Source organism: Prescottella sp. R16, assembly GCF_030656875.1.
GTDB lineage: Bacteria > Actinomycetota > Actinomycetes > Mycobacteriales > Mycobacteriaceae > Prescottella.
Window position 1 is genome coordinate 3,147,936 of the sequence record NZ_CP130943.1, and the last position, 23,098, is coordinate 3,171,033.

Annotated in this window: 22 protein-coding genes; 6 read left to right on the forward strand and 16 right to left on the reverse strand. The window is 68.3% G+C overall.

What is annotated here, in order from left to right; all coding sequences use genetic code 11:
- The first annotated feature begins 12 nt into the window (after positions 1-12).
- Positions 13-1,257, forward strand: coding sequence for a glycosyltransferase family 4 protein (locus tag Q5696_RS14725; protein ID WP_305092056.1), 1,245 nt, complete (start codon positions 13-15; stop codon positions 1,255-1,257).
- A gap of 67 nt (positions 1,258-1,324) precedes the next feature.
- On the opposite strand, the gene Q5696_RS14730 is transcribed toward Q5696_RS14725, so the two are convergent.
- The 3 genes from Q5696_RS14730 to ald form a co-directional block, all read right to left on the reverse strand.
- The gene (locus Q5696_RS14730) at positions 1,325-2,059 is read right to left on the reverse strand and encodes an acyltransferase (RefSeq protein WP_305092057.1); all 735 of its coding nucleotides are present in this window, start codon (positions 2,057-2,059) and stop codon (positions 1,325-1,327) included.
- Positions 2,060-2,115: 56 nt separating this feature from the next.
- Positions 2,116-2,445: a hypothetical protein gene (locus Q5696_RS14735; RefSeq protein WP_305092058.1), complete on the reverse strand. Its 330-nt coding sequence runs from the start codon at positions 2,443-2,445 to the stop codon at positions 2,116-2,118.
- 125 nt (positions 2,446-2,570) lie between these two features.
- A complete protein-coding gene (gene ald / locus Q5696_RS14740) occupies positions 2,571-3,704 on the reverse strand; it encodes an alanine dehydrogenase (protein ID WP_305092059.1) in 1,134 nt (377 codons plus the stop codon).
- A 142-nt stretch (positions 3,705-3,846) separates the two neighbouring features.
- On the opposite strand from ald, the gene Q5696_RS14745 reads away from it, so the two are divergent.
- Positions 3,847-5,154 (forward strand): outer membrane protein assembly factor BamB family protein, encoded by a 1,308-nt coding sequence (locus Q5696_RS14745; protein WP_305092060.1) that lies wholly within the window; start codon positions 3,847-3,849, stop codon positions 5,152-5,154.
- Between the two features lie 4 nt (positions 5,155-5,158).
- Here the strand turns inward: Q5696_RS14745 and Q5696_RS14750 are convergent, their stop codons facing one another.
- The 8 genes from Q5696_RS14750 to ctaD form a co-directional block, all read right to left on the reverse strand.
- Positions 5,159-6,316: a THUMP-like domain-containing protein gene (locus Q5696_RS14750; protein WP_305092061.1), complete on the reverse strand. Its 1,158-nt coding sequence runs from the start codon at positions 6,314-6,316 to the stop codon at positions 5,159-5,161.
- 16 nt (positions 6,317-6,332) lie between these two features.
- On the reverse strand, positions 6,333-7,307 hold the full coding sequence (locus Q5696_RS14755) for a class I SAM-dependent methyltransferase (protein WP_305092062.1): 975 nt from the start codon (positions 7,305-7,307) through the stop codon (positions 6,333-6,335).
- A gap of 141 nt (positions 7,308-7,448) precedes the next feature.
- Positions 7,449-8,228 carry an enoyl-CoA hydratase-related protein gene (locus tag Q5696_RS14760; RefSeq protein ID WP_305092063.1) on the reverse strand — a complete coding sequence of 260 codons (780 nt, stop codon included), beginning with the start codon at positions 8,226-8,228 and terminating at the stop codon, positions 7,449-7,451.
- Between the two features lie 10 nt (positions 8,229-8,238).
- Complete coding sequence (locus tag Q5696_RS14765; protein ID WP_305092064.1) at positions 8,239-9,054, reverse strand: NUDIX hydrolase; 816 nt, start codon at positions 9,052-9,054, stop codon at positions 8,239-8,241.
- Between the two features lie 55 nt (positions 9,055-9,109).
- Positions 9,110-9,940 carry an ABC transporter ATP-binding protein gene (locus Q5696_RS14770; protein WP_305092065.1) on the reverse strand — a complete coding sequence of 277 codons (831 nt, stop codon included), beginning with the start codon at positions 9,938-9,940 and terminating at the stop codon, positions 9,110-9,112.
- A 57-nt stretch (positions 9,941-9,997) separates the two neighbouring features.
- Complete coding sequence (locus Q5696_RS14775; protein ID WP_305092066.1) at positions 9,998-10,741, reverse strand: peptidyl-tRNA hydrolase; 744 nt, start codon at positions 10,739-10,741, stop codon at positions 9,998-10,000.
- Entirely contained in the window at positions 10,738-11,964 is a 1,227-nt protein-coding gene (gene serB, locus Q5696_RS14780) for a phosphoserine phosphatase SerB (RefSeq protein WP_305092067.1), read from the reverse strand. Before serB ends, Q5696_RS14775 begins: the two co-directional genes overlap by 4 nt.
- A gap of 137 nt (positions 11,965-12,101) precedes the next feature.
- Complete coding sequence (gene ctaD / locus Q5696_RS14785; protein WP_305092068.1) at positions 12,102-13,838, reverse strand: aa3-type cytochrome oxidase subunit I; 1,737 nt, start codon at positions 13,836-13,838, stop codon at positions 12,102-12,104.
- A 386-nt stretch (positions 13,839-14,224) separates the two neighbouring features.
- Between ctaD and Q5696_RS14790 the strand changes: the two genes are divergently transcribed.
- From Q5696_RS14790 to Q5696_RS14805, 4 genes are read left to right on the forward strand one after another with little or no spacing between them, the layout of a single operon-like run.
- A complete protein-coding gene (locus Q5696_RS14790; protein ID WP_305095309.1) occupies positions 14,225-15,208 on the forward strand; it encodes an ABC transporter substrate-binding protein in 984 nt (327 codons plus the stop codon).
- A gap of 48 nt (positions 15,209-15,256) precedes the next feature.
- Positions 15,257-16,270 (forward strand): ABC transporter substrate-binding protein, encoded by a 1,014-nt coding sequence (locus Q5696_RS14795; RefSeq protein ID WP_305095310.1) that lies wholly within the window; start codon positions 15,257-15,259, stop codon positions 16,268-16,270.
- Entirely contained in the window at positions 16,254-17,339 is a 1,086-nt protein-coding gene (locus Q5696_RS14800; RefSeq protein WP_305092069.1) for an HtaA domain-containing protein, read from the forward strand. The genes Q5696_RS14795 and Q5696_RS14800 overlap by 17 nt, the downstream gene beginning before the upstream one ends.
- Positions 17,339-17,815: an NUDIX hydrolase gene (locus Q5696_RS14805; protein ID WP_305092070.1), complete on the forward strand. Its 477-nt coding sequence runs from the start codon at positions 17,339-17,341 to the stop codon at positions 17,813-17,815. The genes Q5696_RS14800 and Q5696_RS14805 overlap by 1 nt, the downstream gene beginning before the upstream one ends.
- A gap of 99 nt (positions 17,816-17,914) precedes the next feature.
- Here the strand turns inward: Q5696_RS14805 and nrdF are convergent, their stop codons facing one another.
- From nrdF to Q5696_RS14830, 5 genes are all read right to left on the reverse strand, one after another.
- Positions 17,915-18,922, reverse strand: coding sequence for a class 1b ribonucleoside-diphosphate reductase subunit beta (gene nrdF / locus Q5696_RS14810; protein ID WP_305092071.1), 1,008 nt, complete (start codon positions 18,920-18,922; stop codon positions 17,915-17,917).
- Between the two features lie 46 nt (positions 18,923-18,968).
- Entirely contained in the window at positions 18,969-21,137 is a 2,169-nt protein-coding gene (gene nrdE, locus Q5696_RS14815; RefSeq protein WP_305092072.1) for a class 1b ribonucleoside-diphosphate reductase subunit alpha, read from the reverse strand.
- Positions 21,095-21,553, reverse strand: a complete 459-nt coding sequence (gene nrdI / locus Q5696_RS14820; RefSeq protein WP_305092073.1) for a class Ib ribonucleoside-diphosphate reductase assembly flavoprotein NrdI — start codon at positions 21,551-21,553, stop codon at positions 21,095-21,097. The genes nrdE and nrdI overlap by 43 nt, the downstream gene beginning before the upstream one ends.
- A 60-nt stretch (positions 21,554-21,613) precedes the next feature.
- Positions 21,614-21,847 carry a glutaredoxin-like protein NrdH gene (gene nrdH, locus Q5696_RS14825; RefSeq protein WP_305092074.1) on the reverse strand — a complete coding sequence of 78 codons (234 nt, stop codon included), beginning with the start codon at positions 21,845-21,847 and terminating at the stop codon, positions 21,614-21,616.
- A gap of 597 nt (positions 21,848-22,444) precedes the next feature.
- Entirely contained in the window at positions 22,445-23,005 is a 561-nt protein-coding gene (locus Q5696_RS14830) for an NAD(P)H-dependent oxidoreductase (RefSeq protein ID WP_305092075.1), read from the reverse strand.
- Between the last annotated feature and the right edge of the window lie 93 nt (positions 23,006-23,098).

The following is a 23,098-nucleotide window of genomic DNA, read 5'->3' on the forward strand; positions in this document are numbered from 1 at the left end:
GAGCGAGAAAAAATGAAGATTCTGATCGTGTCGTGGGAGTACCCGCCCGTCGTGGTGGGCGGGTTGGGGCGGCACGTCCACCATCTGGCGACCGAACTGGCCGCCGCCGGGCACGAGGTCGTCGTGCTGTCCCGGCGGCCGACGGGCACCGACGCGTCGACGCATCCGACGGTCACCGAGATCGCCGACGGCGTCCTCGTCGTCGCGGTCGCGGAGGATTCACCGCACTTCGTGTTCGGTGAGGACATGCTCGCGTGGACGCTCGCGATGGGCCACGCGATGGTCCGGGCCGGTGTCGCACTGTCGAAGGGCGGGATCGGCGACGGCTGGCAGCCCGACGTCGTGCACGCCCACGACTGGCTGGTCGCGCACCCGGCGATCGCACTCGCCGAGTTCTACGACGTGCCGCTCGTGTCGACGCTGCACGCGTCGGAAGCGGGCCGGCACAGCGGCTGGATCTCCGGGAAGATCAACCGACAGGTGCATTCGGTGGAGTGGTGGCTCGCCAACGAATCCGACTCGATCATCACGTGCTCGGCGTCGATGGAGGACGAGGTCACGCAGCTGTACGGACCCGACCTGCCGCCGATCACCGTGATCCGCAACGGTATCGACGTCACTACGTGGAACTATCGGGCGCGCGCCCCCCGGTCCGGTCCCGCGACCCTGCTGTACGTGGGACGGCTCGAATACGAGAAAGGCATTCAGGACGCGATCGCGGCCCTGCCCCGGATCCGCCGCACCCATCCCGGCACCACGTTGGCGATCGCCGGCGAGGGTACCCAGTTCGAATGGTTGCAGCAGCAGGCCCGCACCCACCGGGTCGTCCGTTCGGTGACGTTCCTCGGCAACCTCGACCACGAGGAACTGCTCGGCTGGTTGCACGGCGCCGACGCGATCGTGCTGCCCAGCCGCTACGAGCCGTTCGGGATCATCGCCCTCGAGGCCGCGGCCGCCGGTACCCCCCTGATCGCATCCACCGCCGGCGGTCTCGGTGAAGCCGTCGTCGACGGGACGACCGGGCTGTCCTTCGCACCCGGCGACGTCGACGGCCTCACGAGTGCCGTCCGCCGCACCCTCGACGACCCGGACGCCGCCCAGGTACGCGCGCGGGCCGCCCGCGACCGGCTCACCGCCGACTTCGACTGGGGCAAAGTCGCCGAGGAAACCGTCCAGGTGTACGCGGCCGCGAAACGTCGCGTCCGGCACCCTCTGGCCCGGCCGGTGATTCCGGAACATCCCCTGCCGGGCCGGTGACCGCTGTGCACCCTTGTCGGTGGTTGCTACTGCCGACAAGGGCGCACAGGCTGGTACTACGCGGGCGCTAGGAACTCTTCTTGCGGGCGATGTCCTCGAGGGCGGCGATGTAGGCGGCGCGGTCCTCGGCGCCCGATTCCCATTCGGCGCGGCGGTTCTTGACGACCTTGGCCGGGGAACCGACGGCGATGGAGAAGTCGGGGATCTCACCCTTGACGACGGCGTGGGCGCCGAGGACGCAGCCGCGGCCGACGCGGGTGTTGCGCAGCACGGAGACCTTGGCGGCGATCCACGTGTCGGGGCCGATCCGGACCGGTCCCTTGACGATGCCCTGATCCTTGATCGGATAGGTGACGTCCTCGGTGCGGTGGTCGAAGTCGCAGATGTAGCACCAGTCCGCGACCAGGGTCGAGGCGCCGATCTCGATGTCGATGTAGGTGTTGACGACGTTGTCCTTGCCGAACACGACCTTGTCGCCGATGCGCAGCGAGCCTTCGTGGCAGCGCAGGGCGTTGCCGTCGCCGATGTGCACCCACTTGCCGATCTCCATGCGCGACAGGCCGGGGGTGGAGTGGATCTCGACGTTCTTGCCGAGGAACACCATGCCACGGGTGACGATGTGCGGGTTGGCCAGTTTGAACTTGGCCAGACGGTAGTAGCGGACCAGATACCACGGGGTGTACGCCTTGTTGGCGATCACCCATTTCAACGACGCCACCGTCAGGAACCGGGCCTGATCGCTGTCCCGCCGACGGGATCCGCGCCACCTCGAGCGCAACGGTGCGCCCCACATGCTCGTCATGGTCGACAAGCCTACGGACCGGTATTGTGCGCCCGGTCACGTGGCCCGGGTGTGCGTTACGCGGCGTGCCGTCCGACGTTCCGAGAGTCCCAGGCCGGGGTGGTCGACGTCTTCCACGACGGCGCCACCGCCACCCGGCGGCGTCGGGCCCGGCGCCGGTGCAGGCGGAGCGCCCAATCGTCGTCGTGCGCGGTGAGATAGGCGGTGACCGCGCCGACGAGAGCCGTGACGACCACTGCGACGACCGAGTTCAGGGCGATGCCGACCGCCGCCGCGATCCCGGCAACCAATGCCACCGCAATGGCACGCCCGGCGGCCGGTGAACCCAGCAGATAGTCCGTTTCCTGCATCCGCGCCGCGGATTCGTTACCCGTTCCCGACTGCATGAAGCTATTAGACCCGTCCTGCGGTGGCGTGTCGCAGCAGAATATGTAAACGATCGGCAACAATTCGGTGCCGCCGGACGGACAACGCCCACACCGTTCACACAATCGTCCTGTTCGCCCTCCGGTCACTCGCGCAGGGCACTGTCCACGGGCACGTGCGGCAGGGCGTGTGCGAGCGCGACCGGAGCGTGGGTCACCTGCCCTGACCAGGTATTGAGCCCCCTCGCGAGCGACGGGTCCGTGGCCATCGCGTCCCGCCATCCCCGCCCGGCGATCGCCGCGACGTACGGCAATGTGACATTTACCAATGCATGGGTGGACGTGTGGGGAACAATGCTCGGCATATTGGGAACGGCGTACATGATTGAATTGTGAACAGAAAATGTGGGATGGTCGTGTGTCGTAGGTCGGGAATCCTCGAAACACCCGCCCTGATCGATCGCGATGTCGACCAGAACACTGCCCGGCAGCATCCCCGACACCTGCCGGGACGACACGACCCGGGGAGCGCGGGCACCCGGGACCAGAACCGCGCCGATCACCAGGTCCGCATCGGCGAGGATCGCGTCGAGTTCGGTGCCGGTGGACACCGCCGTCGTGATCCGCGAACCGAACCGTGTGTGCGCGGCCCGCAGTCGATCGACGTCCCGGTCCAACACCGTCACCCGGGCACCCATACCGACCGCGACGGCCGTCGCCTGCGTTCCGACGCTCCCCGCCCCGATGACCGCGACCCGGGCCGGCGCCACGCCCGGCACCCCGCCGAGCAGGATCCCGCGGCCCCGCAGTCCGTCCGGTCCGGCGGTGGCCTGCAACGCGTGCGCCCCCACCTGGGTGGCGAGCCGGCCGGCGACCTCGCTCATCGGTGCGAGCAGCGGCAGTGTCCCGTCCGCCCGCTCGACCGTCTCGTATGCGATCGCCGTGACGCCGCTCGACAGCAGCGCCTCGGTGCACTCGAGGGACGCCGCGAGATGCAGATACGTGAACAGGACCTGTCCGCGGCGCATCCGCCCGTACTCCGGGGGCAACGGTTCCTTCACCTTGACGATCAGCTCCGTATCCGCCCACACGTCGTCCGGAGATTCGACGATCCGGGCCCCGGCGGCGGCGAAATCCGCGTCCGGAAGCGAGGATCCGTCACCGGCGCCCCGCTCGACGAGGATCTCGTGCCCTCGGGCCCGCAGTTCGGCCACCGCGAGCGGGGTGAGGGCGACCCGCAGCTCACCGCTCTTGATCTCCTTCGGGACACCGATGCGCATGACGCCTCCTCGACCGAGCCTGCTTCGAGCGTCCCACGAATCGGGGTCTGCCGATACGAAATCGTGGCCGGGATAGTCTCGTCCGTGCCGGTTCCCGCAGGGTCCGGTCGACAACCGGCAGACACCGACTCGAGGAGATGGAATGCGGCGCGCCCTCAGGTCGTCGGCGGCAACGCTGACGGCGGTCTCGGCTCTCCTGCTCGTGGGATGCGGCGCGGATTCCGGCACCGAGAACGTTTTCGGCGGCGGTGGCTGGCCGGGCATGCACGCCGACGCCCGAAACAGCGACACGAGCGGTGTCACCGGCCCCCGCACACCGGAATTCACGTGGTCGCGTCCCGTGGGTGCCCCGACTCCGGTCCGGGCGACGGTCGCCGCGAACGGGCAGGTCTTCCTCACCTCCCAGGCCGGCGAGGGCTGCAACCTGCTGTCGTTCCAGCTCGACTCCGGCCGCAAACGCTGGTGTGTGTGGACGGGCCCCGGGGCGGCGACGTCGTCCCCGATCGTCGACGACAGGACCAACGTGTACGTGGGCACCGAGGGGGCGATGAGCTCGTTCGACCAGCGCGGCCAGCTGCGGTGGTTCCGGCCGGTGACCGGAACACCCCTGTCCGCCCAGTTCACCGGTGACGGAAGGCTGCTGTTCGTTACGCATCTCGGGCAGATCGTGATCCTCGACCCGCAGACCGGTGACCGGGTGGCCGCCCCGTACGACCTGATCCCGCCCGCATCGTTCACACAGGACGCGAACGTGGACCCGGTCCCGAACGGGCTGGGCCTCGACGCGTGCTTCGACGGCGGCCCGGCATGCCCCGTCGCGAATCCACCCGCGATCGACCTCGGCAACGGCCGGTTCGTGCTCACCTTCACCCGGCCGGGAGAGTCCCGCGCCGACCTGGTCGCGATGCAGTACACCGGCGGCGACAGTCCCCGCATCGAACCGGTGTGGTCGACGACGACGCTCGACGACGGTCCGGCCGGCGCCCCGGTCCTGTCCGCAGACGGGGCCACGGTGTACGCGAACGACAATGCCGGGCAGCTGTGGGCGGTCGACGCCGAGACCGGCACCCCGAAGTGGAGCCACGACCTCGGCTACCGTCCGCTCGACGGCCCGTCCGTGTCCGCCGACGGGCTGATCGTCCCGGCAGGCGGCGAGAACGCGCACCTGATCGCACTCCGGGACCGCGGCGACAGCGTCGAAACCGTTTGGGAACGCGACGATCTCGCACCGGTCGGAGGCGCGGCCCAGACAGCCGGCGGCACCGGCCACACGACGGTCCGCGGCAGCGACGGCGGTGTCACACTGCTCACGTTCGACCTCGGAACCGGTGAGACCCTCGACCAGGACGTGCTGCCCGGCGCCACCGGATTCACCGCCGGCACCTCGATCGGACCGGACGGCGAGATCCTCACCCCGACACTCATCGGCGAACTGTTCGTCCTGAAATAGGCGCTCAGTCCCGGGCTGCACACACGAACGCGACCGGCGTGCGCCCGATGCGGGTGAGCACCACCGACAGTGGCGTCGCCCCCCGCAGTTTCAGTCGACGCCGCAGTGCGTCCGGGTCGACGTCGAGACCCCGGACCAGGATCTCCGCGGACCCGCAGTCCCGGGCCGACAGTTCCTGCCGCAGCGCCTTTTCCGTGTATTTGAGTTGCGACAGGATCCGGAATCCGCGGACCCCGTCGGGCACGCGGTCGCCGGTCAGGTACGCGATCCGCGGATCGAGTTGCCACAGCCCGTGCCGGGCCGCGTAGTGCCGCACCAGCCCCGCCCGGACGACGGCACCGTCCGGGTCGACGATCCACTCCCCCGGTTCGCGTTCCGGGATGTCGTCGGGCTCGGCGTCGGTGATCTCCCAGGCCGACCCGTCCGACCGCAGCACGCTCGCCCGCCGGCGCACCCCGGTCCCGGCCAGGCCCGGCGACCACAGGCACGCCTCCCGCACCCCGCCGTCGAGCGAGACGATCTCCACTTCGCCGTCCCAGTCGAGAGCATCGAAATCCAGTCCCGGAGCACACTTCACAGCGAGGTCGCGGCCGGCGTAGACGTCGAGGAGGTCCGGCAGCGGCGGCATCAGCGCCGCCGGATCGTGGGTGCGCTTGCCACCCGAGCGGCGGGCCGGGTCCGCGATCACCACGGTGTCGCGGGTGCACGGGCGCAGCGCGTCCGCCCGCACCAGCACCGCACCGGGCACGTTGTGCGCGGCCATCGCCAGCCGCACCGGGTCGAGGTCGCTGCCGATCACGGTGTCCGCCACCGGAACCAGCGCCGACAACTCCGCCCCGATCGAACAGGTGACGTCGTGGACGCGTCGGCCCGTCAACCGGACGCTGCGACGGCGGGCCACCAGCGACGGCGTCGCCTGCTGCACCGCATCGTCGGTGAGCAGCCACGCCGCTCCCCCGTCGAGCTTGGCCTCCGCCTTGCGGCGCAGCAGCACCGTCTCGATCAGCAGTCCGGCACGATCACCGAAACGCGTACGCGCCCGACCGATGTCGGCCAGGCGCGTGCGCGTGGACAGTTCCGACTCCGCCGTCTCCGCGAGCGCGGCGACACCGTCGCCGCTGCGCAGATAGTCGACATCGTCGAGTGTGAAGTCGTATCCCACGTGCGAGCAGAATCGATCAGTCGGTGGCGCCCGGCTTCACGCCGGTGATCATCGCGTTGTAGAAGAAGCCCTTCGGGACGATGTGCTTCATGACGTTGTCGTCGACCCAGCTGAGAGCCTTCCAGCCGCCGAACGCGAACTTGGCCCAGTTCCAGCCGAGCTTGCCCTCCGGGACGGCCGCCTCGAACGTGCGGACCGGCCAGCCGAGCATCGCGGCCGTGAACTCCTCCGACGCCGCGTGCACCTGCACCGCACCGGCCGAACGTGCCATCTTCTCGAGATCCGCCGGATCGAACGTGTGGATGTCGACGACGGCCTCGAGTGCCGCCGCGCGGGACGACTCGTCGAGCTCGGCCTGCGGACGACGCCAGCTGCTGAGCGGGCCGAACTTGGTGACGTTGGTGGTCAGATACCACGTGGCGCGAGAGAGCCAACGGGCGTAGAAGTCGCCGACCGTGGTGGGCTCGCCGGCGAAGACGAAACGGCCACCGGGCTTGAGGACCCGGATCACCTCGCGCAGCGACTGCTCGACATCCGGGATGTGGTGCAGCACCGCGTGCCCGACGACCAGGTCGAACGTGTTGTCGTCGTACGGGATCCGCTCGGCGTCCGCCACCCGACCGTCGACCGGCAGGCCCAGCCCCTCGGCGTTGCGCAGCGCCACCTTCACCATGCCGGGCGACAGGTCGGTGACCGAACCGGTCTTCGCGACACCACCCTGCATGAGGTTGAGCAGGAAGAAGCCCGTACCGCAGCCGAGTTCGAGGGCCCGCTCGTAGGGCAGGTCCTGGTCGCCGGCGACTGCGTCGAAGCGCCCGCGCGCGTAGTCGATGCAGCGCTCGTCGTACGAGATCGACCACTTCTCGTCGTACGTCTCCGCCTCCCAGTCGTGATACAGGACCTGGGCGAGCTTGGTGTCCTGCATCGCGGCCGCGACCTCTTCGGCCGTGGCGTGCGGGTTGGGTGCGGGGTCTGTCGGGCTAGCAGTCATGCGGGGAATCCTACCGAAAGGTAAGCAATGAACAAGTTCTAGTTTTCCGGTTTCCGTCCTCCGCGTTTCACGCACTCGTCGTCGTCCGCCGGACGCGTGGACCACGACAAGTGCGCGAAACGCGCGAGGTGGACGGTGCGGCTACTTGCCGGTGAACGACGCCTTACCGGGACCGTTCTCGACGAACGACGCCATGCCGATCGTGCGGTCCTCGGTGGCGAACAGCGACGCGAACAGGTGCTGCTCGATCTTCAGACCGGTCGCCAGATCGGTGTCCAGCCCCTCGTCGATCGCAGCCTTCGCGGCAGCGATCGCGCGGCTCGCGGCACCGGTGAACTGCGACGCCCACGTGCGGGCCGCGTTGTACACCTCGTCGGGGGCGACCATCTCGTCGATCAGACCGATCGCGAGGGCCTCCTCGGCGCCGACGAAACGGCCCGTGAACACCATGTCCTTCGCCTTCGACGGCCCGACCAGACGCGCCAGGCGCTGCGTGCCGCCGCCACCGGGGATGATGCCCAGAAGCACCTCGGGGACACCGAGTTTCACATTGTCACCGGCGATGCGGCGGTCTGCGCCGAGGGCGAGTTCGAGACCGCCACCGAGCGCATAACCGGTGATCGCGGCGACCGTCGGCTTCGGGATGTCGGCGATCGCGCCGAGCGCCGACTGCAGGTCCGCGATGATCTCGCTCATCTGCACGAAGTCGAGCTCCGCCATCTCCTTGATGTCGGCACCCGCCGCGAACACCTTCTCGCCGCCGTACACGATGACGGCCTTGACGTCCGCATCCACCGTCGCCTGTCGTGCCGCGGCCCGGATCTCCTCCTGCACCTGACGGTTCAGCGCGTTCATCGGGGGGCGCGCGAGACGGATCGTGCCGATACCTTCGGAGACCTCGAGGGTCACAAACTCAGCCATGCGGCTCAGGTTACTGGGCGGTCGACCAAGGGTGGGCCCCGGTGCCGTAGTAGCCGGCTTCCCCCGGGAACGACACCCGCGGCGTGCCGTCGACGAACGTCAGATCCGGCAGGATCGGCGAGATCTCCGGCTCCGCAGCGAGAATCGCGTCGACGCCGTCGTACCGGCCCAGCTCCGTCAGCTGCGTCCACGTCGGCGGCAGCAGGATGCTGCGCTTGCCGCGCCAGTCGTCGACGGCCGCGGCCGGGGTCCGCCACGCCACCTCCGCGGCCTCCGAGGTGTCCCCGTCGGCCTGCTGCCCCTGCGGCAGCACCGCGACGAAGAACCGGGTGTCGTAGCGGCGTCCCTCCTGAACCGGGGTGATCCAGTTGGCCCACGGCCGCAACAGGTCACTGCGCAGCACCAGGTTCTCCTGCTCCAGGAACTCCGCGAACGACAACTCCCGCGATTCGAGCCGGCGGCGGGCCTGCGCGTACCCGGAGGTGTCCGCGACGACGGTATCCGCCGTCGGGCCGGCGAGCAGCACCCCGCACTCCTCGAACGTCTCCCGCACCGCCGCGCACACCGCCGCCTGCGCCCGGGACTCGTCGACACCGAACCGGTGCGCCCACCACGACGGCGGTGGCCCCGCCCAACGCACGTCGGCGTCGCCGTCGCTCGGGTCGACACCGCCCCCCGGGAACACCGTCATGCCCCCGGCGAACGCCATCCCGGTCACTCGGCGCAGCAGGAACACCTCCACCCCGTCCGCACCGTCGCGCACCAACATGACGGTGGACGCGTCCTTCGGATCGACCGGAGAGCCGGGCTCACGCATGGTTTCCATATCCGGAACCTACGCTCCGAGTGACCGGGACCTCACGACCGCCCCGCCGCGCGTGTCAGGCCCGGTGCCGGCCGGGAAGCCGGCTGCGACGGGCGAAGTACCGGCCGTCGACGCGGTCCAGACTGATCGACTGACTGAACGCCGCACTGAGGTTCTCGGCGGTGATCACGTCGTCGAGCAGACCCTGCGACACGACCCGGCCCTCCGACAGCAGCAGCGCGTGCGTGAAGCCCGGCGGAATCTCCTCGACGTGGTGCGTGATGAGCACCGTCGCGGGCGAATCCGGATCCGACGCCAGATCCCCGAGCCGCGCGACCAACTCCTCGCGGCCACCGAGGTCGAGGCCCGCGGCGGGCTCGTCGAGGAGTAGCAGCTCCGGGTCGGTCATGAGCGCCCGCGCGATGAGCACGCGCTTGCGTTCGCCCTCCGACAGCGTCCCGTACGTGCGGTCGGCCAGATGCTCGGCACCGAGACTCTCGAGCATCTCGACGGCCCGCTCGGTGTCCATGTCCTCGTAGCGTTCCCGCCACCGGCCCAGGACCGCGTACCCGGCGGACACCACGAGATCCTTCACGACCTCGTCCGCCGGAACCCGGTGGGCGAGAGCGGACGACGACAGGCCGATCCGGGGACGCAACTCGGTGACGTCGGTCCGGCCGAGGGTTTCGCCCAGCAGCCGGGCGACACCGGACGTGGGATGAACCTCGGCGGCCGCGATACGCAGCAGCGACGTCTTGCCCGCGCCGTTGGGGCCGAGAACGACCCACTTCTCGTCGAGTTCCACCTTCCAGGAGACGGGACCGACGAGGGTCGCACCGCCCCGGCGGATCACGACGTCTTCGAAATCGATGAGGAGATCAGGATCTGGTTCCGACACGGTCACCATCTTCGCGCACCGGACACGGGCCGCGCCGACCGGTCCGGTGTGCGTGTCGTCGCAGTGTCAGGCGAGCCGCGCGATCACCGTCGTCGAACCCGGTGCCACCTCGGTGAATCCCGCGTCGCGGACCGCGATCGCCCGGCCCGCGGCGACGTCGGCACACAACCGCGCCCACGCCGTCTCGTCGGCGTCCCGGACCGCACACCGGTAGCCGTCCGCCGCCCAGTCGAACGCTCGATCTGCGGACATCGCGCCGGCCAGGATCATCGACGCGTGCCCGACCTGTGCGGCGGCCTTGCCGACCGTCATGCCCAGCGTCGCGTTCACCCACAGGACCGGGACACCGTCCGGCACCGGTCCGGGATCGTCGGTATCCAGCTCGGTGCCGCCGATCTGCAACTTACGGATCCGCGGATCGAGCGCCCCGACCCGGCCCGGGACCAGTGCGCGGGCCTGCGCGCCGTCCACGTCGACGGTCACCCCGTCGACGTCCTGCGCCGCGAGCCACTGCGCGCCCCGCGCCCGCCGTGACACCTTCCGGATCCGGGCACCGACCCAGTCCCGCAACGACGCCTGCCACGGCCCGGGGGCCCCGTCCGGGCCGGGCCCGACCCGGTCGTCGAGGCACAGCGCGACGGTCGCCGACGCCGCCGCCGCGAGCAGGGCGCTGCGCGCGGGCGGGTCCGCCTTGGGGATGTGCAGGACGATCGGCATCGCCAGCACGTCCGCCGGATCGGCGGGGTCGGGACGGTCGCCGTATCCGCCGGCCAGCACCGCGTGCCGGGCCGCGAAGCCGGACGGGATCACGCGAGCGGAACCCGCCGCACGCCGCCGTCGACAGCGTCGGCGGCCTCGACCTCGTCGCGGGTGACGCCCAGAATGAACAGCACCGCATCGAGGAACGGGTAGTTCAGTGCCGTGTCGGCGACCTCCCGCAGCGCCGGCTTCGCGTTGAACGCGACACCGAGACCCGCGGCGGTGAGCATGTCGATGTCGTTGGCGCCGTCACCGACCGCGACGGTCTGCTCCATCGGCACCCCCACCTCGGCGGCGAACTTGCGCAGCGCGGTGGCCTTGTAGGCCCGGTCGACGACGTCACCGACGACCCGGCCCGTGAGCTTGCCGTCGACGATCTCGAGCGTGTTGGCCTGTACGAAGTCGAGCTCGAGTTCGTGCGCGAGCCCCTCGATGACCTGACGGAATCCGCCCGAGACGACACCACAGTGGTAGCCGAGCCGGCGCAGGGTACGGATCGTGGTGCGGGCGCCGGGCGTGAGCTGCAACTCGGCCGCGACGTCGTCGATGACGGATGCGTCCAGGCCCGCGAGCGTGGCGACCCGCTGGTTCAACGACTCGGTGAAGTCGATCTCGCCGCGCATCGCGGCCTCGGTGACCGCACGCACCTCGTCCTCGACACCGGCCCGGGCCGCGAGCATCTCGATGACCTCACCCTGCACCAGCGTCGAATCGACGTCGAACACGATGAGGCGCTTCGCCCGCCGGGCGAGGCCGCCGCGCTCGACGGCCACGTCCACGTTCTCCCCGGCCGCGACCTCGGCGAGGCCCGCCCGCAGCTGCGCGTCGGCGTCGGTGTCGGTGTTCGACGCGGTGACCATCAGTTCGAGCCCCGTGACCGGGTAGTCGGCGATACCGCGGATCGAATCGATGTTGGCGCCCTGTCGGGCCAGCTCCCGGGACAGCGCCCGGAACGCCCGCGCACTGACGGGGCTGCCCAGCACCACGACGGCGTGCGTCGACACGTGCTGGCGGGCATCCGGATCCGCGCCGATCGCCACGTCGACGTGCATCCCGACGGTGTCCATCGCCTCCTCGAGCGCCTCCTGCAGCAACTCCGGATCGGTGGGGCACTGCACCAGCACGCCCAGGGTGAGCCGGCCCCGGATCACGACCTGCTCGACGTCGAGCAGGCTCACGTCGTGACGCGAGAGCGCCCCGAAGAGAACCGACGTCACGCCGGGCCTGTCCGGACCTGTAACCGTCACCAGAACCGTGGCGTCTGACGCACCCACCGAGAAACTCCGTTCGTTAGGGAAAATCCGCACCCATTCTGCCAAGCCCGGGTGCGAGCAGCGGGAAGGCCCCGACCGTTCCCCCGATGTGCGGGGGTCGGCCGGGGCCTTCCGGGTAGTGCAGGGACGGGGGTCCGTCAGGACTTGCCGTCTTCCAGGACCGTGGTGGGGTGCTTGGCTCCACCGGTGAGTCCGACGTGGGCTTCGGCGCGCATCCGCTCGACCATGTGCGGGTAGTGCAGCTCGAATGCCGGGCGCTCCGAACGGATCCGGGGCAGCTCGGTGAAGTTGTGCCGCGGCGGCGGGCAGCTGGTGGCCCACTCGAGGGAGTTGCCGTAGCCCCACGGGTCGTCGACGGTGACGACCTGGCCGTAGCGGTAGCTCTTGAAGACGTTCCACAGGAACGGCAGCGTCGAGGCGCCGAGGATGAACGAGCCGATCGTGGAGAACGTGTTCAGGAACGTGAACCCGTCGGACGGCAGGTAGTCGGCGTAGCGGCGCGGCATGCCCTCGTTACCGAGCCAGTGCTGCACCAGGAACGTGGCGTGGAAGCCGACGAACGTGCTCCAGAAGTGCCACTTGCCGAGACGCTCGTCCATGAGCCGGCCGGTCATCTTCGGGAACCAGAAGTAGATGCCCGCGTAGGTGGCGAACACGATGGTGCCGAACAGCACGTAGTGGAAGTGCGCGATGACGAAGTACGAGTCGGTGACGTGGAAGTCGATCGGCGGGGACGCGAGCAGGACGCCCGACAGGCCTCCGAACAGGAACGTCACCAGGAAGCCGACCGAGAACAGCATCGGGGTCTCGAAGGTCAGATGCCCCTTCCACATGGTGCCGATCCAGTTGAAGAACTTCACGCCGGTCGGCACGGCGATGAGGAACGTCATGAACGAGAAGAACGGCAGCAGGACCGCGCCCGTGGCGTACATGTGGTGCGCCCACACCGCGATCGACAGGGCGCCGATGCCGATGGTGGCGTACACCAGGCCGCTGTAACCGAAGATCGGCTTGCGCGAGAACACCGGGAAGATCTCCGAGACGATGCCGAAGAACGGCAGCGCGATGATGTACACCTCGGGGTGGCCGAAGAACCAGAACAGGTGCTGCCACAGCAGGACACCGCCGGTCGCCGGGTCGAAGATGTGGGCACCGAGATGGCGGTCCACCCACAGGCCCATGAACGCGGCCGTCAGGATCGGGAACGCGAGCAGGATCAACAGCGACGTGATCAGGATGTTCCACGTGAAGATCGACATCCGGAACATGGTCATGCCGGGTGCGCGCAGGCACACGATCGTGGTGATGAAGTTGACCGCACCGAGGATCGTGCCCAGGCCGGCGACGGCCAGACCCATGATCCACAGGTCCGCGCCCATGCCCGGCGAGTGCAGTGCGCTCGTGAGCGGGGTGTAGGCGGTCCAGCCGAAGTCCGCGGCACCACCGGGGGTGATGAACCCGGCCGTGGTGATGATCGCGCCGAACAGGTACAGCCAGTAGCTGAACGCGTTCAGACGCGGGAACGCCACGTCGGGGGCGCCGATCTGCAGCGGGATGATGTAGTTCGCGAAGCCGAACACGACCGGCGTCGCGTACAGCAGCAGCATGATCGTGCCGTGCATCGTGAACAGCTGGTTGAACTGCTCGTTCGACAGGAACTGCAGACCCGGCACCGCGAGCTCGGTACGCATCAGCAGCGCCATCAGGCCGCCGATGAGGAAGAACGCGAACGAGGTGACCAGATACATGATCCCGAGCACCTTGGGATCAGTGGTCGTCACCATCTTGTGGATGAACGAGCCCTTCGGTCCCTGCCGCGGCGGGTACGGCCTCGCGGTTATCTCTGGGACTGGCTGGGGCGCTACGGCAGTCACTGATCCTCCTGATTGTGCCCTTGGTCGCTCCGCAGGCTCGCTCCGAACCCCGGCCTCATGCTCGAGGCAGGCGTTCTCCGGCTTGCGCTCATCGAATCGTAGACGGTGCTTTCGTGCCCGATCGACCGGGTCCTACTCCCTGTCGTACTCGGGTCCTTCCGCCTCCGGCCCGTAGAGCCTCGAGCAGGACCTTAGTCCCTGTTCGGGCCTATGCCCGAACAGGACCACCGCGTGTCGAGGACCGAGGTCGCGCGCCGATCTCTTCCCGAACCGGAACCGTGGCGCGACCACACCCGACACCCCACTGTTAAGGTACCCCTTACTAACCTGAGCCTCACCTTATCCACCTGGAGTTGTCGCCCGTGTTCACACAGTCTCGTCGCGCTCTGACCGCCGTCGCCGCCGTAGGAGTGACCGCCGCCCTCGTCCTCACCGGATGCTCCTCGTCCGAGGACGACGCCCGCACTGCGGAGACAACGACCGCATCGGCCGGCGAGTTCCCCCGCACCGTCGAACACTTCCGCGGGGCCACCACCGTCGAATCGCAGCCGCAGCGCGTCGTGACCCTCGACAACAGCTTCACCGACGCCGTCCTCCTGCTCGGCTCACCGCTCACCGGCTACGCCGACTACCGCGGCGCCGGACTGCCCGACTATCTCGGCGACGCCCGCACCGAGTACGGCGCCGACGCCGAATCGGTGGGCAAGGTCTCCGACGTGAACCTCGAGAAGGTCGCCGCTCTGCAGCCCGACCTGATCCTGTCGGCCGAGGTCCGCGACGGGAAGAACTACGAGACGCTGTCCGCGATCGCCCCGACCGTCTTCTCGCAGACCACCGGGCCGACGTGGAAGGACAACATCCGACTCGTCGGGCGCGCACTCGGCAAGGAGGACGTGGCCGAGCAGAAGATCGGCGAGTACGAGGCCCGCGCGAAGGCCATCGGCGACGAGATCAACGCCAAGGCCGGCAACCCGAAGATCTCGGTCGTACGGTTCGCCGGCGAGCCCACCGCCCGCCTGTACCGGACCACATCGTTCAGCGGCATCGTGCTGTCCGATGCGGGCCTGGCCCGCCCCGACAGCCAGGGCCCCGACCCCGCGGACCCGAGCAGCATCATGAACGCGATCAGCCCGGAACGGATCACCGACGCCGACGCCGACGTCATCTTCGTCACGACGTACGACGACCCGGCCGGCAAGTCGGCCGAGATGTCCCAGACGTTCCTGCAGAACCCGCTGTGGGGAACACTGCACGGCCGGATCGTGAACGTCGACGACTCGCTGTGGATGTCCCCGGTCAGCATCCAGGGCGCACACAAGATCCTCGACGACCTCGCGGAAGCCTTCGAGGTGGACCCGCACAACAGCTAGCCTGGACCGGCCCGCCAGCAGGAGCCCGTCGAACAGGAAATCACCGTGGTGCCCAGTTCCCAGCCCGTCCGTGTCGCCCGACGGACCGCCGTCGCTCTCGCCGCCGTCTCCGTGACGGTCGCGGGCGTCACCGGATGCAGCAGCACGTCGGACGACGACGCGTCGTCGATCGTGCGGAAGACCACCGCGATCGCCGGGGCCGGAGTCGTCACCGTCGAACGGGACACCAGCGGTGCGTGCGCGGCACCGACACCGCCCGATCCGGGGGCGCCGGACCCGCAGCGGATCGTCGTACTCGACAGCGGCGCACTGGATTCGGTGTGCGCGCTCGGCGTGTGGGATCGGGTGGTCGGGGCGACGGTGTCGCCGGTCGACGGTGAGCGGCCGTCGTATCTCGGTGCGGGGATCGCGCAGCTTCCCTCGATCGGACCCGAGGGGGCACCGGACGTCGACCGGATCGCCGCGGCCGCACCCGATCTGATTCTGGCGTCCGCTCCCCCGTCCCCCGATGTGGACGCGCGACTGACCACGATCGCGCCCACCGTGTCCGTCGGCGCCGATCCGGCGCAGTGGAAGCCCCGTTTCCTGGCTACCGGTGCGGCACTGGGCCGTTCGGGTGCCGCGCAGCAGGCACTCGATGCCTACACCGCCGACGCGGCCCGCGCCGGAGACGATCTCGGCGCCCGGCAGACGCAGGCGTCGGTGATCCGGTTCGGCGCCGACACCGCCGTCGTCGAGGGGCCCGGATCGTTCTCCGGTCAGGTCCTCGCCGACATCGGCGTCGCCCGCCCCGGACCGCAGCGGATCGAGACGGAGACGGCGCCGCTCGACGATCTCACCGCGGCCGAGGGTGACCTGATCTACGTCGGCTTCGACGGACCCGACGGGCTCTCCCACGGGACCGACGTCCTCGAATCCGATGCGTGGCTCGACCTCGGGGCCGCAACCGACAACCGTGTTTTCGCGGTCGACGACGACGTGTGGAACACCGGTAACGGCATCGTCGCCGCCCGCGCCGTCATCGCCGATGTGAGGAGCTCACTCAATGGATATGCCAGCTAGGACACGAGGGTTCACCCGTACGGCTGCCGCGGCCGCCGCGACGGTCGTAGTGTGCGCCGTCCCCGTCACCGCACAGGCCGCCACCCCGACCGGTCCGTCGATCACGGTGTTCGCCGCCGACGGTGTCACCCCACTCGGCGACACCGCCGTGCACGAGGGTGACCGGATCGTGGTGCGCGGCACCGGCTTCGACCCGAACGCCGATACCGGCGGGCTGCCGGTTCCGGTGCCGCCCGGGGTGCCGCACGGCACGTTTGTGTCGTTCGGCGCATTCGCCGACGACTGGCGTCCGTCGCAGGGGGCGCCCGCCGATTCCCGGGTGGGACAGCAGCGTTCCGCGACCGCATGGGTGATGTCGCCGGACGCCCTGAACCGGGTTCCGGACGTGCCGTTCGACTTCCGTCGCACCATCCGGCAGCAGTGGGTGCCGCTCGAGGGCGACGGCTCGTTCACCGCGACCCTCACCGTCACGAAGCCGGCGACGGTGCCGGAGGGCGCCGAGTACGGCGTCTACACGTACGCTGCCGCCGACGCCGTCAACGCCGCCGAGGAACTCGAGGTGCCGGTCGTCTTCGATCCGACCCCCGGCCCGAACGCTCCGGTGGCCCCGTCGCAGGACCTGGTGTGGGGTCTGGCCCCCGGCTACACCGACCTGGTGAAGACCACGACCCAGGGCTCCGTCACCGGATCGGACGGGGCGTCGGTGCGCGGCGACGGCCGGCTCACGTTCGAACTCGACGGCGCCGACGTCGACCCGGCCACCGGCCTGGGCGCCGTGCGCTACCGCGGCACCGTGGTGTCGTTCACCCGGTTCCATCTCGCGGAGATCGCGCTCGCGAACCCGTGGATCGAATTCACCCCGGAAGGCACGTTCCTGTCCGCGGAGACGTCCGACGGCAACATGGTCGGCACCGACGCCATGGCCCGGATCCGATTCGCCCGGTTGGACACCCGCCCCGGCACGAACGACGTGACCGACGCACCGGCACACTTCCTGTTCCCGCTGCAGCCGTCGATCCTGCTCCCCTACTCGGGTCAGCCGGCCGCACCGGTGACGTTCCGGTACTGATGCCGGTCCCCGAGTTCGTCCGCGACCTGCGCGCTCACGTCGGGCACGCCCCCTTGTGGCTGCCCGGCGTGAGCGCCGTGGTCGTCGACGACGACGGTCTGGTGCTGCTGACCCGGCGCGCCGACAACGGGCTGTGGGCAATCGTGTCCGGCATCCTCGAACCCGGTGAGGAGCCCGGCCCTGCCGTGCTCCGGGAGATCCGTGAGGAGACCGGGATCGACGCCGAACTCGTGCGGATCACCGGCGTCGACACCGCCGGCCCCATCACCTACCCCAACGGGGACGTCGCGAGCTATCTCGACGTGTGCTTCCTCGCCCGCGCGGTGTCCGGTGAAGCCCACGCCGCAGACGACGAGAACCTCGAGGTGCGCTGGTTCTCTCCCGACGAGTTGCCGGCGGACATGACCGCGTCGTCGACGAGCCGGCTCACCGCCGCACTCCGCGGCGACGAGCGTGCGTGGTTCGCACGGGAGTGAAACCGCCTGTGCCCTGAAACGCCTTGTGGCCGAATGTCACATCGGCTCAGTCGAACTGAACGCGTGTGACATTCGGCCACAGGGTGGTGTGCGGGGAGGTTAGAAGTCCCAGTCCTCGTCTTCGGTGTTGACGGCCTTGCCGATGACGTAGCTCGAACCCGAGCCGGAGAAGAAGTCGTGGTTCTCGTCGGCGTTCGGGGACAGGGCGGAGAGGATCGCCGGGTTGACGTCCGTCTCGTCCTTCGGGAACAGGCCCTCGTAGCCGAGGTTCATCAGCGCCTTGTTGGCGTTGTAGCGCAGGAACTTCTTGACGTCCTCGGTGAGCCCGACCTCGTCGTACAGGTCCTGCGTGTACTCGACCTCGTTGTCGTACAGCTCGAACAGCAGCTCGAACGTGTAGCTCTTGAGTTCCTCGCGCTCGGCCTCGGTGACCTGCTCGAGGCCCTTCTGGTACTTGTAGCCGATGTAGTAGCCGTGCACGGCCTCGTCACGGATGATGAGGCGGATCATGTCGGCCGTGTTGGTGAGCTTGGCCCGCGACGACCAGTACATGGGCAGGTAGAAGCCCGAGTAGAACAGGAACGACTCGAGCAGCGTGGAGGCCACCTTGCGCTTGAGCGGGTCGTCACCCTTGTAGTAGTCGAGGATGATCTGCGCCTTGCGCTGCAGGTTCGGATTCTCCTCCGACCAGCGGAACGCCTCGTCGATCTCCCGGGTGGTGCACAGCGTCGAGAAGATCTGCGAGTAGCTCTTCGCGTGCACCGACTCCATGAACGCGATGTTGGTGAGGACAGCCTCCTCGTGCGGGGTGACCGCATCGGGAATGAGGCTCACGGCACCGACCGTGCCCTGGATGGTGTCGAGCAGCGTCAGACCGGTGAACACCCGCATCGTGAGCTGCTGCTCACCCGGCGTCAGCGTCCCCCACGACTGGATGTCGTTGGACACCGGCACCTTCTCCGGCAACCAGAAGTTACCGGTGAGACGGTCCCACACCTCCGCATCCTTCTCGTCCGGAACCCGGTTCCAGTTGATCGCCGAAACCCGGTCGATCAGCTTGATGCGCGTGCCGTCGGCCGGCGAATGCACGTGAGGAGCGGAGGTCATCGTTCTTCCCTGTTCGAGTGTCGGTGCAGGACTGGAGAATCGAGGGTCACAACATGCACGAGACGCAACCCTCGACCTCGGTGCCCTCGAGTGCCATCTGGCGCAGTCGGATGTAGTACAGCGTCTTGATGCCCTTGCGCCATGCGTAGATCTGCGCACGGTTGACGTCACGGGTGGTGGCGGTGTCCTTGAAGAACAACGTCAGCGACAGGCCCTGGTCGACGTGCTGGGTGGCGGCCGCGTAGGTGTCGATGATCTTCTCGTACCCGATCTCGTACGCGTCCTGGTAGTACTCCAGGTTGTCGTTCGTCAGGTAGGGCGCCGGGTAGTAGACGCGGCCGATCTTGCCTTCCTTGCGGATCTCGATCTTCGACGCCACCGGGTGGATGGAGCTGGTGGAGTTGTTGATGTACGAGATCGAGCCGGTCGGCGGAACCGCCTGCAGGTTCTGGTTGTAGATACCGTGCTCCTGCACCGACGCCTTCAGCTCACGCCAGTCGTCCTGCGTGGGGATGTCCACACCGGCGTCCGCGAACAGCCGTCGCACCTTGTCCGTCTCCGGCTCCCACACCCGGTCGGTGTACTTGTCGAAGTACTCGCCGGACGCGTACTTCGATTCCGGGAAGCCCGCGAAGTAGGTGCCGCGTTCCTTCGCGATCAGGTTCGACGCCCGGATCGCGTGGTAGACGACGGTGTAGAAGTAGATGTTCGTGAAGTCGATGCCCTCGTCGGAGCCGTAGTAGATCCGCTCGCGGGCCAGGTAGCCGTGCAGGTTCATCTGGCCGAGACCGATCGCATGGCCCTCGTCGTTGGCCCGCTTGATCGACGGCACCGAGTCGATCGACGTCTGGTCGGCGACCGCCGTCAGAGCCCGGATCGACGTCTCGATGGTCTGCGCGAAGTCCGGCGAATCCATCGTCTTGGCGATGTTGAGGGAGCCGAGGTTGCAGGAGATGTCCTTGCCGATGTGGCTGTAGGACAGGTCGTCGTTGAACGTCGACGGCGTCGACACCTGCAGGATCTCCGAGCACAGGTTCGAGTGCGTGACCTTGCCGGCGATGGGGTTGGCCCGGTTCACCGTGTCCTCGAACATGACGTACGGGTAACCCGACTCGAACTGCAGCTCGGCGACCGTCTGGAAGAACTCGCGCGCCTTGATCTTCGACTTGCGGATCCGCTTGTCGTCGACCATCTCGTGGTACTTCTCGGAGACGTTGACGTCGGCGAACGGCACCCCGTAGATGCGTTCGACGTCGTACGGCGAGAACAGGTACATGTCCTCGTTGTTCTTCGCGAGCTCGAACGTGATGTCCGGGATCACCACACCGAGCGACAGCGTCTTGATGCGGATCTTCTCGTCCGCGTTCTCCCGCTTGGTGTCGAGGAACCGGTAGATGTCCGGGTGGTGCGCGTGCAGGTACACCGCGCCGGCACCCTGCCGGGCCCCGAGCTGGTTGGCGTACGAGAACGAGTCCTCGAGCAGCTTCATGATCGGGATGACGCCCGAACTCTGGTTCTCGATCTTCTTGATCGGCGCGCCGTGCTCGCGAACGTTGCTGAGCAGCAAGGCAACTCCGCCGCCGCGCTTGGACAGCTGCAGCGCCGAGTTGATGGAACGACCGATGGACTCCATGTTGTCCTCGATGCGCAGCAGGAAGCACGACACGGGCTCGCCGCGCTGCTTCTTGCCGGAGTTGAGGAACGTGGGAGTGGCCGGCTGGAAGCGTCCGGAGATGATCTCGTCGACGAGATGCTCGGCGAGCGCCTCGTCACCGGCGGCGAGCGTGAGCGCGACCATGCACACCCGGTCCTCGAACCGCTCCAGGTAACGCTTCCCGTCGAACGTCTTGAGCGTGTACGACGTGTAGTACTTGAACGCGCCCAGGAACGTGGGGAACCGGAACTTGTACGCGTACGCGCGGTCGATCAGCGACTTCACGAACTCCCGCGAGTACCGGTCGAGAACCTCGGCCTCGTAGTAGTTCTCCTCGACGAGGTAGTCGAGCTTCTCGTCGAGGTTGTGGAAGAACACCGTGTTCTGGTTGACGTGCTGCAGGAAGTACTGGCGCGCGGCCGCGACATCCTTGTCGAACTGGATCTCGCCGTTCGGACCGTACAGGTTCAGCATCGCGTTGAGCGCGTGGTAGTCCATGTCGCCCACCGCAGCGCGCTCTACACTCCCAGCCGGGGCTGAATCCGTGATGGTCGGTGCCACTGTTCACTCTCCATGAATTGTGCGAGGCCCTCGCGCACTGCGACGACATCGTCTGCTGTTCCCATGAGTTCGAAGCGGTACAGGTACGGGACCTGACACTTCTGCGCAACGACGTTCCCCGCATAGCAGTAGGACTCGCCGAAGTTGGTGTTGCCGGCAGCGATCACGCCCCGAATGAGGGCGCGATTGTGCTTGTTGTTGAGGAATCTGATGACCTGCTTGGGCACGTAGCTCGTGTCGCGCCCCGTTGCCGTCGTCCCACCCCCGTAGGTGGGCAGGATCAGAACGTACGGTTCGTCGACCTCGATCGTGCCGGCGCGATCGTGAATCGGGATGCGCGTGGCGGGGACTCCGAGTCGCTGAACGAATCGGTGCGTGTTCTCCGACACGCTGGAGAAGTACACCAGCGATGCCATCGGCGTTCACCTGTTCCAGTCGAGCGTGAATCGGTCTCCCGCGGCACCCGCCGCACCGCTTCAGGCAGCGTTTGCGGTGAGTGCCTTGATGCGGTCGGGACGGAAGCCCGACCAGTGGTCGTCACCGGCCACCACGACGGGCGCCTGAAGGTATCCGAGGGCCATCACGAAGTCGCGCGCCTCGGGGTTCTCGGAGATGTCGACGACGTCGTATTCGAGACCGGCCTTGTCGAGGGCACGGTAGGTGGCATTGCACTGAACGCAGGCGGGCTTGGTGTAGACGGTGATGCTCATATTGGTCCCTCTTTCCCACGGCCTGACGAGCCTGGCGAACTTCGGTGATGCAGTCTTCGCGCCGAGATCGAAAGGGTTCTCGAACCGGGAACCGTCTCGGCCCCCGTTGCACCTTCTCGGCTGTGTAGACACTACACCTTGTGGCCGACGGATACATACAACGCGAGATCTTGTGACTCACATCGATGAAATTCCCCAGGCTCCATCCCCAGGGGGTGGATGATTCCGGCGTGTCGCACACCACCCCGAGAGGCGACGGCGGCTCCGTTCGAGCAGGTGGAGCCGCCGTCGGCGCCGAGTCCTCTCCGAGTTCCTCGCGCCGCCCGGCCGGCGACCGGCGCGACACGCCGGACGACACCCGGCTCGACCCCACCCGACCACCCCTCCGGGCCTACTCCGGACCTCGGCTATCGACACGCCGGACCACGACACACCGGGCGATGCGCGAAGCCGCACGACGCCGCACGGACACCGCCCCCGAAGCGTTAGCTGATAGGTAACTGACGCCCGAGCCGCCTCCACAACAGCTGAAGGGACCCTTTGTGCGCTCGCAGCGCACAAAGGGTCCCTTCAGCTGAACGGGTGGAAGCCGAAACGTCAGGCGTCGACGAGCTGGGTCGCGGCGACGAGGGCGGTGAGGAGGTCGCCGATCTGGCCGGCGACCTCGGCGTTGTCGCGCGGGTGGGCGTCGCCGAACTTCTGGATGGTGGCGCCGATGGAGAGTTCGGCGTCGACGACGTTGCCGCCGGCGATGCCGAGGGCCTTGCGGGCGTCGTCGTGGGCCCACTTGGCGGCATTGGGGCTCGGGGAGGCGCTGATGACGGCGACGGGCTTGTCCTTGACGGCGCCGGCGCCGTAGGGGCGGGAGATCCAGTCGATGGCGTTCTTGAGGACGGCGGGGACGGTGCCGTTGTACTCCGGGGTGACCAGGAGCAGGGCGTCGGCCTGGGCGGCGGCGGCGCGCAGTTCGTCGACGCCGGCGATGGTGGCGCCGGGGACGTCGATGTCCTCGTTGTAGAAGGGCAGGTCGCCGAGGCCCTCGAAGATCGCGACCTCGACACCCTCGGGGGCGACGGCTGCGGCGGTCTCGGCGACCTGACGGTTGACGGAGCCGGCGCGGAGGCTGCCGACGAGGGAGAGGACGCGGGTCTGCGACATGAGTGGTGATTCCTTCGATGATGCGATGGTTGACGCTGCAACAGGTATAGCAGCATAAACGGACCACGGTCCACTTATGTTCCCGCTGGGCTA

Coding starts and splice junctions, on each gene's coding strand:
- ald (WP_305092059.1), bottom strand. CDS start 3,704: ATGCGCATCGGTGTCCCGAAGGAGATCAAGAGCGGTGAGCTGCGGGTC.
- Q5696_RS14765 (WP_305092064.1), bottom strand. CDS start 9,054: ATGGAAACCATGCGTGAGCCCGGCTCTCCGGTCGATCCGAAGGACGCG.
- Q5696_RS14830 (WP_305092075.1), bottom strand. CDS start 23,005: ATGTCGCAGACCCGCGTCCTCTCCCTCGTCGGCAGCCTCCGCGCCGGC.
- Q5696_RS14805 (WP_305092070.1), top strand. CDS start 17,339: ATGCCGGTCCCCGAGTTCGTCCGCGACCTGCGCGCTCACGTCGGGCAC.
- nrdF (WP_305092071.1), bottom strand. CDS start 18,922: ATGACCTCCGCTCCTCACGTGCATTCGCCGGCCGACGGCACGCGCATC.
- Q5696_RS14800 (WP_305092069.1), top strand. CDS start 16,254: ATGGATATGCCAGCTAGGACACGAGGGTTCACCCGTACGGCTGCCGCG.
- Q5696_RS14770 (WP_305092065.1), bottom strand. CDS start 9,940: ATGGTGACCGTGTCGGAACCAGATCCTGATCTCCTCATCGATTTCGAA.
- Q5696_RS14730 (WP_305092057.1), bottom strand. CDS start 2,059: ATGACGAGCATGTGGGGCGCACCGTTGCGCTCGAGGTGGCGCGGATCC.
- Q5696_RS14760 (WP_305092063.1), bottom strand. CDS start 8,228: ATGGCTGAGTTTGTGACCCTCGAGGTCTCCGAAGGTATCGGCACGATC.
- Q5696_RS14755 (WP_305092062.1), bottom strand. CDS start 7,307: ATGACTGCTAGCCCGACAGACCCCGCACCCAACCCGCACGCCACGGCC.
- Q5696_RS14745 (WP_305092060.1), top strand. CDS start 3,847: ATGCGGCGCGCCCTCAGGTCGTCGGCGGCAACGCTGACGGCGGTCTCG.
- Q5696_RS14735 (WP_305092058.1), bottom strand. CDS start 2,445: ATGCAGTCGGGAACGGGTAACGAATCCGCGGCGCGGATGCAGGAAACG.
- nrdH (WP_305092074.1), bottom strand. CDS start 21,847: ATGAGCATCACCGTCTACACCAAGCCCGCCTGCGTTCAGTGCAATGCC.
- Q5696_RS14725 (WP_305092056.1), top strand. CDS start 13: ATGAAGATTCTGATCGTGTCGTGGGAGTACCCGCCCGTCGTGGTGGGC.
- nrdI (WP_305092073.1), bottom strand. CDS start 21,553: ATGGCATCGCTGGTGTACTTCTCCAGCGTGTCGGAGAACACGCACCGA.